General features: G+C 55.1%; 11 protein-coding genes, 4 tRNA genes and 2 rRNA genes (1 of these 17 cut by a window edge). All 17 read left to right on the top strand.

Annotation, left to right across the window (positions count from 1 at the left end; genetic code table 11):
* A 23S ribosomal RNA gene (locus OC605_RS05245) occupies positions 1-769 on the top strand; it begins 2,125 nt to the left of the window's first position.
* 153 nt (positions 770-922) lie between these two features.
* Positions 923-1,038, top strand: a 5S ribosomal RNA gene (gene rrf / locus OC605_RS05240).
* A 132-nt stretch (positions 1,039-1,170) separates the two neighbouring features.
* Entirely contained in the window at positions 1,171-2,124 is a 954-nt protein-coding gene (gene birA / locus OC605_RS05235) for a bifunctional biotin--[acetyl-CoA-carboxylase] ligase/biotin operon repressor BirA (RefSeq protein ID WP_016772932.1), read from the top strand.
* A complete protein-coding gene (locus OC605_RS05230; protein ID WP_262136438.1) occupies positions 2,114-2,866 on the top strand; it encodes a pantothenate kinase in 753 nt (250 codons plus the stop codon). The genes birA and OC605_RS05230 overlap by 11 nt, the downstream gene beginning before the upstream one ends.
* Positions 2,867-2,873: 7 nt before the next feature.
* On the top strand, positions 2,874-3,305 hold the full coding sequence (locus OC605_RS05225) for a hypothetical protein (protein WP_262136437.1): 432 nt from the start codon (positions 2,874-2,876) through the stop codon (positions 3,303-3,305).
* A 142-nt stretch (positions 3,306-3,447) separates the two neighbouring features.
* Positions 3,448-3,532, top strand: a tRNA-Tyr gene (locus OC605_RS05220).
* Positions 3,533-3,557: 25 nt separating this feature from the next.
* Positions 3,558-3,631 (top strand) — tRNA-Gly (locus tag OC605_RS05215).
* 27 nt (positions 3,632-3,658) lie between these two features.
* Positions 3,659-3,734 (top strand) — tRNA-Thr (locus OC605_RS05210).
* Between the two features lie 85 nt (positions 3,735-3,819).
* Positions 3,820-5,013: an elongation factor Tu gene (tuf, locus tag OC605_RS05205; RefSeq protein WP_024014521.1), complete on the top strand. Its 1,194-nt coding sequence runs from the start codon at positions 3,820-3,822 to the stop codon at positions 5,011-5,013.
* A 53-nt stretch (positions 5,014-5,066) separates the two neighbouring features.
* A tRNA-Trp gene (locus OC605_RS05200) sits at positions 5,067-5,142 on the top strand.
* 45 nt (positions 5,143-5,187) lie between these two features.
* Positions 5,188-5,556, top strand: coding sequence for a preprotein translocase subunit SecE (secE, locus tag OC605_RS05195; RefSeq protein ID WP_016772937.1), 369 nt, complete (start codon positions 5,188-5,190; stop codon positions 5,554-5,556).
* 9 nt (positions 5,557-5,565) lie between these two features.
* A complete protein-coding gene (gene nusG / locus OC605_RS05190) occupies positions 5,566-6,099 on the top strand; it encodes a transcription termination/antitermination protein NusG (protein WP_007957598.1) in 534 nt (177 codons plus the stop codon).
* Between the two features lie 118 nt (positions 6,100-6,217).
* Entirely contained in the window at positions 6,218-6,649 is a 432-nt protein-coding gene (gene rplK, locus OC605_RS05185; RefSeq protein WP_003176435.1) for a 50S ribosomal protein L11, read from the top strand.
* A complete protein-coding gene (rplA, locus tag OC605_RS05180) occupies positions 6,649-7,344 on the top strand; it encodes a 50S ribosomal protein L1 (protein ID WP_016772938.1) in 696 nt (231 codons plus the stop codon). Before rplK ends, rplA begins: the two co-directional genes overlap by 1 nt.
* 198 nt (positions 7,345-7,542) lie before the next feature.
* Entirely contained in the window at positions 7,543-8,043 is a 501-nt protein-coding gene (rplJ, locus tag OC605_RS05175; protein ID WP_008081912.1) for a 50S ribosomal protein L10, read from the top strand.
* Between the two features lie 73 nt (positions 8,044-8,116).
* Positions 8,117-8,482 carry a 50S ribosomal protein L7/L12 gene (gene rplL, locus OC605_RS05170; protein WP_007962228.1) on the top strand — a complete coding sequence of 122 codons (366 nt, stop codon included), beginning with the start codon at positions 8,117-8,119 and terminating at the stop codon, positions 8,480-8,482.
* 221 nt (positions 8,483-8,703) lie between these two features.
* The gene (gene rpoB / locus OC605_RS05165) at positions 8,704-12,777 is read left to right on the top strand and encodes a DNA-directed RNA polymerase subunit beta (protein ID WP_016772939.1); all 4,074 of its coding nucleotides are present in this window, start codon (positions 8,704-8,706) and stop codon (positions 12,775-12,777) included.
* Positions 12,778-12,800 lie beyond the last annotated feature (23 nt).

The following is a 12,800-nucleotide window of genomic DNA, read 5'->3' as shown; positions in this document are numbered from 1 at the left end:
GCGTGGACGCCAGTTCGCGTGGAGCCATCCTTGAAATACCACCCTGGCAACTTTGAGGTTCTAACTCAGGTCCGTTATCCGGATCGAGGACAGTGTATGGTGGGTAGTTTGACTGGGGCGGTCTCCTCCTAAAGAGTAACGGAGGAGTACGAAGGTGCGCTCAGACCGGTCGGAAATCGGTCGTAGAGTATAAAGGCAAAAGCGCGCTTGACTGCGAGACAGACACGTCGAGCAGGTACGAAAGTAGGTCTTAGTGATCCGGTGGTTCTGTATGGAAGGGCCATCGCTCAACGGATAAAAGGTACTCCGGGGATAACAGGCTGATACCGCCCAAGAGTTCATATCGACGGCGGTGTTTGGCACCTCGATGTCGGCTCATCACATCCTGGGGCTGAAGCCGGTCCCAAGGGTATGGCTGTTCGCCATTTAAAGTGGTACGCGAGCTGGGTTTAGAACGTCGTGAGACAGTTCGGTCCCTATCTGCCGTGGACGTTTGAGATTTGAGAGGGGCTGCTCCTAGTACGAGAGGACCGGAGTGGACGAACCTCTGGTGTTCCGGTTGTCACGCCAGTGGCATTGCCGGGTAGCTATGTTCGGGAAAGATAACCGCTGAAAGCATCTAAGCGGGAAACTTGCCTCAAGATGAGATCTCACTGGAACCTTGAGTTCCCTGAAGGGCCGTCGAAGACTACGACGTTGATAGGTTGGGTGTGTAAGCGCTGTGAGGCGTTGAGCTAACCAATACTAATTGCCCGTGAGGCTTGACCATATAACACCCAAGCAATTTGCTGACCTGAAAAGGCACCAGATTGCGGTGTGTGAAGACGAAACGAACCGAAAGTTCGAAACGCACAAACACCAGCTGTCACATACCCAATTTGCTGAAGCGAGGCCATCTGGTCACGAGTCAGTACCCGAATTTCTTGACGACCATAGAGCGTTGGAACCACCTGATCCCATCCCGAACTCAGCAGTGAAACGATGCATCGCCGATGGTAGTGTGGGGTTTCCCCATGTGAGAGTAGGTCATCGTCAAGATTAAATTCCGAAACCCCAATTGCGAAAGCAGTTGGGGTTTTGTTTTGCCTGCGAGAAATGTGTCCGCTTGATTTCTATGCAACGGCCCGGGGCATGGCTATTATGCGGGCCTCATTGTGAGGCGATACCTGCATGCTGACGTTGTTGAATCTACTGAAGGATGGACGATTCCATTCCGGACAGGACTTGGGCGTTGCCCTGGGAATAAGCCGAAGTGCTGTATGGAAGCAGCTACAACAGCTTGAAGCTGAACTTGGCCTGTCGATCCATAAAGTTCGCGGTCGCGGATATCAATTGTCGACGCCTCTGACGCTCCTTGATCCTCTGGAAATAACCAGGAAGATGCCTCAATGGCCGGTGCGTGTGTTCGACTCTGTTGACTCGACAAATGCCGAAGCTCTGCGCTCCATCAGTGACGGCGCCGCCGCGCCGTTTTTGGTGCTCGCGGAGCGACAATTGGCAGGCCGTGGTCGTCGAGGTCGTAAGTGGGTAAGCCCATTTGCAGAAAATCTTTATTACAGCCTTGTACTCCGCATCGAAGGCGGCATGCGTCAGCTTGAGGGATTGAGCCTTGTTGTTGGCTTGGCGGTGATGCAGGCCTTGCGAAACACCGGTGTGCCCAATGCCGGTTTGAAGTGGCCCAATGATGTTTTGGTGGGTAACAAGAAAATAGCTGGCATTCTGCTCGAGCTCGTCGGCGATCCGGCGGATGTGTGTCATGTTGTATTGGGTATAGGAATCAACGTGAATATGCAGGTTGCCGATGAGGTCGACCAGCAATGGACTTCTATAAAACTGGAGTCAGGCAAAGCCTGCGATCGCAATGCTCTGGTGGTTGAATTGAGTAATCAACTCAAGACTTATATCCATAAACACCAGCTCAACGGGTTCGCAAGTCTGCAGGCAGAATGGGCGGAAAATCATCTGTGGCAGGGGCGCTCCGTGTCGTTGATCGCGGGTAACAGCCGTATCGATGGAGTAGTGCTCGGGATTGATAACCAGGGCGGGTTGCGCTTGATTGTAGATGGTGTCGAAAAGGCTTTTAGTGGCGGAGAGCTCAGCCTGAGGTTGCGTGATGATTCTTGAGCTTGACTGCGGCAATAGCTTTATAAAATGGCGCGTGCTGGATGCGTCGGCGAGCGAGCTGGTCTCGGAAGGAGTTGTAGATTCCAATCAGGCTTTGCTTGAGAGCCTACGCATCATAAAGTCACTCTCGCTGCGCAAGTGTCGTTTGGTAAGCGTCAGGACCAGCGAGGAAACCAGCGCTTTAACCGAAATGCTTGAGCGCGAGTTCAGTATTCCTATCGTGTGTGCGAAGCCCGCTCGCAAGATGTCCGGTGTTCGAAACGGTTATGAAGACTATGAGCGCTTAGGGCTTGATCGGTGGCTGGCGGTGCTTGGTGGATTTCACCTGGCAGCCGGCTACGCTTGCCTGGTTCTGGACTTCGGTACGGCAGTCACTGCTGATTTTGTTGCGGCTGACGGTGAGCATCTTGGTGGGTTCATTTGTCCTGGCATGCCTTTGATGCGAAACCAGCTGCGCACCCATACGCGTAAAATTCGCTATGGTGATGAGGCGGCGGAGTGGGCCCTATCCAGTCATGTGCCGGGACGGACCACCGTTGAAGCGGTGGAGCGCGGTTGTTCTCTGATGCTGAGGGGCTTCGTACTCACTCAATTAGAGCTGGCTCGAGCATATTGGGGCGAAAACTTCATGGTCTTCATTACAGGAGGGGATGCCGAGTTGGTGGATGGCGTCGTGCCTGAGGCCAGGGTTGTGCCCGACCTGGTGTTTGTCGGCCTGGCCATGGCGTGTCCTTTGTCTTGAGGTTTCTATGCGTTGGTTGTTTATCCTGCTCGTCGTTCTCAATGTTTTCTATTATGTCTGGCATCAGCAGGAAGCGCCCTTGCGAGCCAAAGACGTGACGCCTTTGAATTTATATCGTGGTCCGCAGCAGGATATTCGTCTGCTGAGCGAAACAGCCGGTGATGGGCGCAGAGTAGAGGCTGCTCCGCGTCAGCAGTGTCTGTTCCTTGGTGGGTTTTCTGATGAGGATTCGATTGCCAAGTTGCAGCAGCGTCTGTTGGCAATGAAGGTCAATGTGCAATCCGCGCCAAAAGATGCTGCTGGAAGCGGATACTGGCTGGCAGTTGCGCCCGACAGCCAGCGTTTGTTAGGCGATCAGCAGTTGCAAAACCTTTCCAAGGAATTCAATGAGTTAAAACATAAAATAATGCTGTGCGAAGGGGTTGCACCTGCTCAATAGTTTGCATAGAATGGCGCCCGCTCCACAGCGAAGACCTTAAACGGGATTCGAAGTGAAGCGTGTCAACGCAGCTAACCTCAGGTTTTTAAATGAGAAAATGCTTGACAGGGGTTTGGCATGATATAGAATGCCGGCCTGATTAGGAGGGGTTCCCGAGCGGCCAAAGGGATCAGACTGTAAATCTGACGTCTACGACTTCGAAGGTTCGAATCCTTCTCCCTCCACCAGATTTAAGCGTGAGCTGCAGGCTCCGCGGGTATAGTTTAGTGGTAGAACCTCAGCCTTCCAAGCTGATGATGCGGGTTCGATTCCCGCTACCCGCTCCAAGTTTGCAGGTTGTGCAAAAGGGTTTTGCTCTTGTAGCTCAGTTGGTAGAGCACACCCTTGGTAAGGGTGAGGTCAGCGGTTCAAATCCGCTCAAGAGCTCCATATAACAAGGCAGATATGAAAATATCTGCCTTTGTTTTAATGGTTGATATTGTTTGTCTAATTTCTTCTGTAGAGGGTGATATCGATGGCTAAGGAAAAATTTGATCGTTCCCTGCCCCACGTCAACGTTGGGACCATTGGTCACGTTGACCACGGTAAAACCACTCTGACTGCTGCTCTGACTCGCGTCTGCTCCGAAGTTTTCGGTTCGGCCGTCGTTGAATTCGACAAGATCGACAGCGCACCAGAAGAAAAAGCTCGCGGTATCACCATCAACACCGCTCACGTTGAGTACAACTCGACTATTCGTCACTACGCTCACGTTGACTGCCCAGGTCACGCTGACTATGTGAAGAACATGATCACCGGTGCTGCCCAGATGGACGGCGCGATCCTGGTTTGCTCGGCCGCTGATGGTCCGATGCCGCAAACCCGTGAGCACATCCTGCTGTCCCGTCAGGTAGGCGTTCCGTACATCGTGGTTTTCCTGAACAAGGCTGACTTGGTAGACGACGCTGAGCTGCTCGAGCTGGTTGAGATGGAAGTTCGTGACCTGCTGTCGACCTACGACTTCCCGGGCGACGACACTCCGATCATCATCGGTTCGGCTCGTATGGCGCTGGAAGGCAAAGACGACAACGAAATGGGCACCACTGCCGTTCGTAAACTGGTTGAAACTCTGGATACCTACATCCCAGAACCAGTTCGTATGATCGACAAGCCATTCCTGATGCCAATCGAAGACGTATTCTCGATCTCGGGTCGCGGTACTGTTGTGACTGGTCGTATCGAGCGCGGTATCGTTCGCGTTCAGGATGCTCTGGAAATCGTTGGTCTGCGTGACACCACCACCACCACCTGCACCGGTGTTGAGATGTTCCGCAAGCTGCTCGACGAAGGTCGTGCTGGCGAGAACTGCGGCGTTCTGCTGCGTGGTACCAAGCGTGACGACGTTGAGCGTGGCCAGGTTCTGGTCAAGCCAGGTTCGGTCAAGCCGCACACCAAGTTCACCGCAGAAGTTTACGTTCTGAGCAAGGAGGAAGGCGGTCGTCACACTCCGTTCTTCAAAGGCTACCGTCCACAGTTCTACTTCCGTACTACTGACGTGACTGGTAACTGCGAGCTGCCAGAAGGCGTTGAAATGGTAATGCCAGGTGACAACATTCAGATGACTGTTACCCTGATCAAAACCATCGCGATGGAAGATGGTCTGCGTTTCGCTATCCGTGAAGGCGGTCGTACCGTCGGCGCTGGCGTCGTAGCCAAAATCATCGAATAAGCGGTTGTAATGTATTTTTCGGGCCGGCATAATGGTCGGCCTGATTTTGTTTTAGGTCAGTAGCTCAATTGGCAGAGCGACGGTCTCCAAAACCGTAGGTTGGGGGTTCGATTCCCTCCTGACCTGCCAGATTCACTCGGTGTGTCTGGCTTTCTTTTCACAGGATCTTCATAGATGACTCCTAAAGCTGAAGCTCAAGGCTCTCGCTTCGATCTGCTCAAGTGGCTTGTAGTAGTTGCTTTGGTAGTTGTTGGCGTTGTTGGCAATCAGTATTACGCTGCGTCGCCGATCCTGTACCGTGTACTCGCTTTGCTTGCCATTGCTGCTGTAGCTGCCTTTGTAGGTCTGCAGACCGCGAAGGGCAAGTCTTTCTTTGTACTGGTTAAGGAAGCTCGCACCGAGATTCGTAAAGTCGTGTGGCCAACTCGCCAAGAAACCACGCAGACCACGCTGATTGTCGTGGCTGTTGTTCTGGTTATGGCGTTGCTGTTGTGGGGTCTTGATTCCCTGCTCGGCTGGCTTGTTTCCTTGATTGTCGGCTAAGGGTGTCCCGTGGCTAAGCGTTGGTATGTTGTGCATGCTTACTCGGGTTACGAGAAGCATGTGATGCGCTCGCTGATCGAGCGCGTAAAGCTGGCTGGCATGGAAGATGGCTTCGGCGAGATTCTGGTTCCCACTGAAGAAGTGGTAGAGATGCGTAACGGCCAGAAGCGCAAAAGCGAACGGAAGTTCTTCCCAGGCTATGTGCTGGTCCAGATGGATATGAACGAGGGTACTTGGCACTTGGTCAAGGATACTCCTCGGGTGATGGGGTTCATCGGCGGTACCGCTGACAAGCCTGCACCGATCACCGATAAAGAGGCGGAAGCGATTCTGCGTCGCGTTGCTGATGGTAGCGACAAGCCGAAGCCGAAGACGTTGTTCGAGCCAGGCGAGACGGTACGTGTCAATGACGGTCCATTCGCTGATTTCAATGGCGTTGTGGAAGAAGTTAACTACGAAAAGAGCCGGATCCAAGTGGCAGTGCTCATTTTCGGTCGCTCTACTCCGGTGGAGCTCGAGTTCAGTCAGGTCGAGAAGGTCTAACTGGACAAGCAATCCCAACCCCGCAGCCTTAGGCTGTGGGGTTTTGTCGTCACTGGGATAAACGCGCAAGTAACCGGGGAGCCTTTCGAGGCGTTCGAACCCGTAATTGGAGTGCCTCATGGCCAAGAAGATTACCGCTTACATCAAGCTGCAAGTGAAGGCCGCTCAGGCTAACCCAAGTCCACCGGTTGGTCCTGCTCTGGGTCAGCACGGCGTGAACATCATGGAATTCTGCAAGGCTTTCAACGCCCGTACTCAGGGTCTTGAGCCAGGTCTGCCGACTCCAGTGATCATCACTGTCTACAGCGACCGTAGCTTCACTTTCGAAACCAAATCCACCCCTGCTTCGGTTCTGCTGAAGAAGGCGGCCGGTCTGACCAGCGGTTCCGCTCGTCCGAACACCGTTAAGGTTGGCACCGTTACCCGTGCTCAGCTGGAAGAGATCGCGAAAACCAAAAACGCGGATCTGACTGCAGCTGATATGGATGCAGCCGTGCGTACTATCGCCGGTTCTGCTCGTAGCATGGGCCTTAACGTGGAGGGTGTGTAATGGCTAAGCTGACCAAGCGTCAAAAGGCTATCGCCGGCAAAATCGAAGCAGGCAAGGCCTACAACATTGTAGACGCCGCTGCTCTGCTGGCCGAGCTGTCGACTGTCAAGTTCAGCGAGTCGTTCGACGTTGCTGTAAATCTGGGTGTAGACCCGCGTAAATCCGACCAGGTTGTTCGTAGCGCTACTGTGCTGCCACACGGCACTGGTAAGACCGTTCGCGTTGCTGTGTTCACCCAGGGTCCAGCTGCTGAGGCCGCTCTGGCTGCCGGCGCTGACCGTGTAGGTATGGACGACCTGGCTGCCGAAATGAAAGGCGGCGACCTGAATTATGACGTAGTGATCGCATCCCCGGATGCCATGCGCGTTGTAGGTCAGCTGGGTCAGATCCTCGGTCCACGCGGCCTGATGCCTAACCCTAAAGTCGGCACAGTAACTCCAGACGTAGCCAACGCGGTCAAGAACGCCAAGGCTGGTCAGGTTCGTTATCGCACCGACAAAAACGGCATCATCCACACTTCCGTTGGCAAGATGGGCTTCGACGCCGTCAAGCTGAAGGAAAACGTTGAAGCCCTGATCGCTGATCTGAAGCGTATCAAGCCAGCTTCCTCGAAAGGCATTTACGTCAAGCGCGTTACCCTGAGCACCACTATGGGCCCAGGTCTGGTTATCGATCAGAGCTCGCTCGACGCGTAAGACAAAGGTTGGCGCGGATTGTCGCGCCAATTGAAAGATTGGGGTCCCTGCCTGGCGGGGGCTATCCAAGACCGTAGGCGGCGCAAGCCTTAAACCTCAAGCCTACGCAGATGGTGCTCCCGGTTCCTTACCGAATCAGACACCAAAACGACATTCGGTTCCGATCGAATGAAACGGTAACAAGCAGGAGTTAAACCCGTGGCAATTAATCTCGAAGACAAGAAGGCCATCGTCGCTGAAGTCAACGAGGCTGCCAAAGTCGCTCTGTCCGCTGTCGTGGTTGATGCACGTGGCGTAACAGTAGGCGCAATGACCGGACTCCGTAAAGAGGCTCGTGAAGCTGGCGTTTACGTACGTGTTGTACGTAACACCCTGCTCAAGCGCGCTGTTGCTGACACTCAATACAGTGTCCTCAACGACGTGTTCACCGGCCCGACCCTGATTGCATTCTCCAACGAACATCCGGGCGCTGCTGCCCGTATCTTCAAAGAGTTTGCCAAGGGTCAGGACAAGTTCGAGATCAAGGCAGCTGCGTTCGAGGGCAAGTTCCTCGCAGCTAATCAGATCGACGTACTGGCAACTCTGCCGACCCGTGACGAAGCAATTTCCCAGCTGATGAGCGTGATTCAAGGCGCTACCAGCAAATTGGCTCGTACTCTGGCGGCAATTCGCGACCAGAAAGAAGCTGCCGCAGCCTAAGGCTCGTCACTTCTCGCGTTTTTTGTTTATTTCGATGGTCGCGTAGGCCGTCCCCCAATTCAGGAATTGAGTCATGTCTCTGACTAACGAACAAATCATCGAAGCAATCGGCCAGAAATCCGTAGTGGAAATCGTTGAGCTGATCAAAGCGATGGAAGAAACCTTCGGTGTTACCGCTGCTGCCGCTTCGGCTGGCCCAGCTGTAGCTGCTGCTGCTGTTGAAGAGCAAACCGAGTTCAACGTTGTTCTGCTGGAAGCTGGCGAGAAGAAGGTTAACGTGATCAAGGCAGTTCGTGAACTGACCGGTCTGGGCCTGAAAGAAGCCAAAGAGAAAGTAGACGGCGCTCCTCAGGTTGTAGCTGAAGGCGTTTCGAAAGAAGCGGCTGAAGACGCCAAGAAGAAGCTGGAAGAAGCAGGCGCTAAAGTCGAGCTGAAGTAAGCATCGACTTTGCTCCTCCAGCCCGAGCGTCAAGCGACAGGCTGATGGCTGGTGGCTCTTGCCACCGGCCTTTTTCCGTTATTGGCAGCCGACTGGGTCGGTGCCGGTAAAGGCGCTGTAACCACCCGATGCGGTGGCGCAAACCATGGGGTTTGCACGATTTTCTGGCTGCTCCCGTCGGGAGGGGCCAAACAAGCAGGTGACCAAGCTGGGGAACGCTGATGGCTTACTCATATACTGAGAAAAAACGTATCCGCAAGGACTTTAGCAAGTTGCCGGACGTCATGGATGTGCCTTACCTCCTGGCCATCCAGCTGGATTCGTATCGTGAATTCTTGCAAGCGGGAGCGACTAAAGATCAGTTCCGCGACGTGGGCCTGCATGCGGCCTTCAAATCCGTTTTCCCGATCATCAGCTACTCCGGCAATGCTGCGCTGGAGTACGTCGGTTATCGCCTGGGCGAACCGGCATTTGATGTCAAAGAATGCGTATTGCGCGGTGTAACTTTCGCCGTACCTTTGCGGGTAAAAGTGCGCCTGATCATTTTCGACAAAGAATCGTCGAACAAAGCGATCAAGGACATCAAAGAGCAAGAAGTCTACATGGGTGAAATCCCCCTGATGACTGAGAACGGTACCTTCGTAATCAACGGTACCGAGCGTGTTATCGTTTCCCAGCTGCACCGTTCCCCGGGCGTGTTCTTCGACCACGACCGCGGCAAGACGCACAGCTCCGGCAAACTGCTGTACTCGGCTCGCATCATTCCTTACCGCGGTTCGTGGCTGGACTTCGAATTCGACCCGAAAGACTGCGTCTTCGTGCGTATCGACCGTCGTCGCAAACTGCCGGCTTCGGTACTGCTGCGCGCACTCGGTTACACCACCGAAGAAGTGCTGGACGCGTTCTACACCACCAACGTATTCCACCTGAGCGGCGAAACCCTCAGCCTGGAACTGGTGCCATCGCGCCTGCGTGGTGAAGTTGCAGTTCTGGACATCCAGGACGAGAAGGGCAAGGTCATCGTTGAGCAAGGCCGCCGTATTACCGCGCGCCACATCAACCAGATCGAGAAAGCCGGTATCAAGACGCTGGACGTGCCACTGGACTACGTCCTCGGCCGCACCACCGCCAAGGCTATCGTGCACCCGGCTACCGGCGAAATCCTGGCTGAATGCAACACCGAGCTGAACACTGAAGTCCTGGCAAAGATTGCCAAGGCCCAGGTTGTTCGCATCGAGACCCTGTACACCAACGACATCGACTGCGGTCCGTTCGTCTCCGACACGCTGAAGATCGACTCCACCAGCAACCAATTGGAAGCGCTGGTCGAGATCTATCGCATGATGCGTCCAGGCGAGCCGCCAACCAAAGACGCTGCCGAGACCCTGTTCAACAACCTGTTCTTCAGCCCTGAGCGCTATGACCTGTCTGCGGTCGGCCGGATGAAGTTCAACCGTCGTATCGGTCGTACCGAGATCGAAGGTTCGGGCGTGCTGTGCAAGGAAGACATCGTCGCGGTCCTGAAGACTCTGGTCGACATCCGCAACGGTAAAGGCATCGTCGATGACATCGACCACCTGGGTAACCGTCGTGTTCGCTGCGTAGGCGAAATGGCCGAGAACCAGTTCCGCGTTGGCCTGGTACGTGTTGAACGTGCGGTCAAAGAGCGTCTGTCGATGGCTGAAAGCGAAGGCCTGATGCCGCAAGACCTGATCAACGCCAAGCCAGTGGCTGCGGCGGTGAAAGAGTTCTTCGGTTCCAGCCAGCTGTCGCAGTTCATGGACCAGAACAACCCGCTGTCCGAGATCACCCACAAGCGTCGTGTCTCTGCACTCGGCCCTGGCGGTCTGACTCGTGAGCGCGCGGGCTTCGAAGTTCGTGACGTACACCCGACTCACTACGGTCGTGTCTGCCCGATTGAAACGCCGGAAGGTCCGAACATCGGTCTGATCAACTCCCTGGCTGCGTACGCTCGCACCAACCAGTACGGCTTCCTGGAGAGCCCGTACCGCGTGGTGAAAGAGGGTGTCGTCACCGACGAGATCGTGTTCCTGTCCGCTATTGAAGAAGCCGATCACGTGATCGCGCAGGCTTCGGCGACCATGAACGAGCAGAAAGTTCTGATCGACGAACTGGTTGCGGTGCGTCACCTGAACGAATTCACCGTCAAGGCGCCGGAAGACGTCACCCTGATGGACGTCTCGCCGAAGCAGGTTGTGTCGGTTGCAGCGTCGCTGATTCCGTTCCTCGAGCACGACGACGCCAACCGTGCGTTGATGGGTTCGAACATGCAGCGTCAGGCTGTACCGACTCTGCGCGCTGACAAGCCGCTGGTAGGTACCGGCATGGAGCGTAACGTAGCCCGTGACTCCGGCGTTTGCGTCGTGGCTCGTCGTGGTGGCGTGATCGATTCCGTCGATGCCAGCCGTATCGTGGTTCGTGTTGCCGATGACGAAGTTGAAACCGGTGAAGCCGGTGTCGACATCTACAACCTGACCAAATACACCCGCTCGAACCAGAACACCTGCATCAACCAGCGTCCGCTGGTGCGTAAGGGTGATCGTGTTCAGCGTAGCGACATCATGGCCGACGGCCCGTCCACCGACATGGGTGAACTGGCACTGGGTCAGAACATGCGCATCGCGTTCATGGCATGGAACGGCTTCAACTTCGAAGACTCCATCTGCCTGTCCGAGCGTGTGGTTCAGGAAGACCGTTTCACCACGATCCACATTCAGGAACTGACCTGTGTGGCCCGTGACACCAAGCTTGGCCCAGAGGAAATCACTGCGGACATCCCGAACGTGGGTGAAGCTGCACTGAACAAGCTGGACGAAGCCGGTATCGTTTACGTAGGTGCTGAAGTAGGCGCAGGCGACATCCTGGTTGGCAAGGTCACTCCGAAAGGCGAGACCCAACTGACTCCGGAAGAAAAACTGCTGCGTGCAATCTTCGGTGAAAAAGCCAGCGACGTTAAAGACACCTCCCTGCGCGTGCCAACCGGCACCAAAGGTACTGTCATCGACGTACAGGTCTTCACCCGTGACGGCGTTGAGCGTGATGCGCGTGCACTGTCGATCGAGAAGTCCCAGCTGGACGAGATCCGCAAGGATCTGAACGAAGAGTTCCGCATCGTTGAAGGCGCGACTTTCGAGCGTCTGCGTTCCGCACTGGTAGGCCACAAGGCCGAAGGCGGCGCCGGCCTGAAGAAGGGTCAGGACATCACCGACGAAGTACTCGACGGTCTTGAGCACGGCCAGTGGTTCAAACTGCGCATGGCTGAAGATGCTCTGAACGAGCAGCTCGAGAAGGCTCAGGCCTACATCGTTGATCGTCGCCGTCTGCTGGACGACAAGTTCGAAGACAAGAAGCGCAAACTGCAGCAGGGCGATGACCTGGCTCCAGGCGTGCTGAAAATCGTCAAGGTTTACCTGGCAATCCGTCGCCGCATCCAGCCGGGCGACAAGATGGCCGGTCGTCACGGTAACAAGGGTGTGGTCTCCGTGATCATGCCGGTTGAAGACATGCCGCACGATGCCAATGGCACCCCGGTCGACGTGGTCCTCAACCCGCTGGGCGTACCTTCGCGTATGAACGTTGGTCAGATCCTCGAAACCCACCTGGGCCTCGCGGCCAAAGGTCTGGGCGAGAAGATCAACCGGATGGTCGAAGAGCAGCGTAAAGTCGCTGAACTGCGCACTTTCCTGGACGAGATCTACAACCAGATCGGCGGTCGTAACGAAGATCTGGACAGCTTCTCCGATCAGGAAATCCTCGATCTGGCGAACAACCTGCGTGGCGGCGTTCCAATGGCCACTCCAGTGTTCGACGGCGCCAAGGAAAGCGAAATCAAGGCCATGCTGAAACTGGCAGACCTGCCGGAAAGCGGCCAGATGCAGCTGACCGACGGCCGTACCGGCAACAAGTTCGAGCGTCCAGTTACCGTTGGCTACATGTACATGCTGAAGCTGAACCACTTGGTAGACGACAAGATGCACGCGCGTTCTACCGGTTCTTACAGCCTGGTTACCCAGCAGCCGCTGGGTGGTAAGGCGCAGTTCGGTGGTCAGCGTTTCGGGGAGATGGAGGTCTGGGCACTGGAAGCATACGGTGCTGCTTACACTCTGCAAGAAATGCTCACAGTGAAGTCGGACGATGTGAACGGCCGTACCAAGATGTACAAGAACATCGTGGATGGCGATCACCGTATGGAGCCGGGCATGCCCGAGTCCTTCAACGTGTTGATCAAGGAAATTCGTTCCCTCGGCATCGATATCGATCTGGAAACCGAATAACACGTGACGCGAATCGAGAGCGG

Source organism: Pseudomonas sp. Marseille-Q5117 (assembly GCF_946901175.1).
Taxonomy (GTDB): domain Bacteria; phylum Pseudomonadota; class Gammaproteobacteria; order Pseudomonadales; family Pseudomonadaceae; genus Aquipseudomonas; species Aquipseudomonas iranensis.
This window is presented reverse-complemented; position numbering and strand designations above follow the sequence as displayed.

Bases quoted from the DNA above. Each gene is read 5' to 3' on its own strand.
- birA (WP_016772932.1), top strand. From the start codon at position 1,171: ATGCTGACGTTGTTGAATCTACTGAAGGATGGACGATTCCATTCCGGA.
- OC605_RS05230 (WP_262136438.1), top strand. From the start codon at position 2,114: ATGATTCTTGAGCTTGACTGCGGCAATAGCTTTATAAAATGGCGCGTG.
- OC605_RS05225 (WP_262136437.1), top strand. From the start codon at position 2,874: ATGCGTTGGTTGTTTATCCTGCTCGTCGTTCTCAATGTTTTCTATTAT.
- tuf (WP_024014521.1), top strand. From the start codon at position 3,820: ATGGCTAAGGAAAAATTTGATCGTTCCCTGCCCCACGTCAACGTTGGG.
- secE (WP_016772937.1), top strand. From the start codon at position 5,188: ATGACTCCTAAAGCTGAAGCTCAAGGCTCTCGCTTCGATCTGCTCAAG.
- rplK (WP_003176435.1), top strand. From the start codon at position 6,218: ATGGCCAAGAAGATTACCGCTTACATCAAGCTGCAAGTGAAGGCCGCT.
- rplA (WP_016772938.1), top strand. From the start codon at position 6,649: ATGGCTAAGCTGACCAAGCGTCAAAAGGCTATCGCCGGCAAAATCGAA.
- rplL (WP_007962228.1), top strand. From the start codon at position 8,117: ATGTCTCTGACTAACGAACAAATCATCGAAGCAATCGGCCAGAAATCC.
- rpoB (WP_016772939.1), top strand. From the start codon at position 8,704: ATGGCTTACTCATATACTGAGAAAAAACGTATCCGCAAGGACTTTAGC.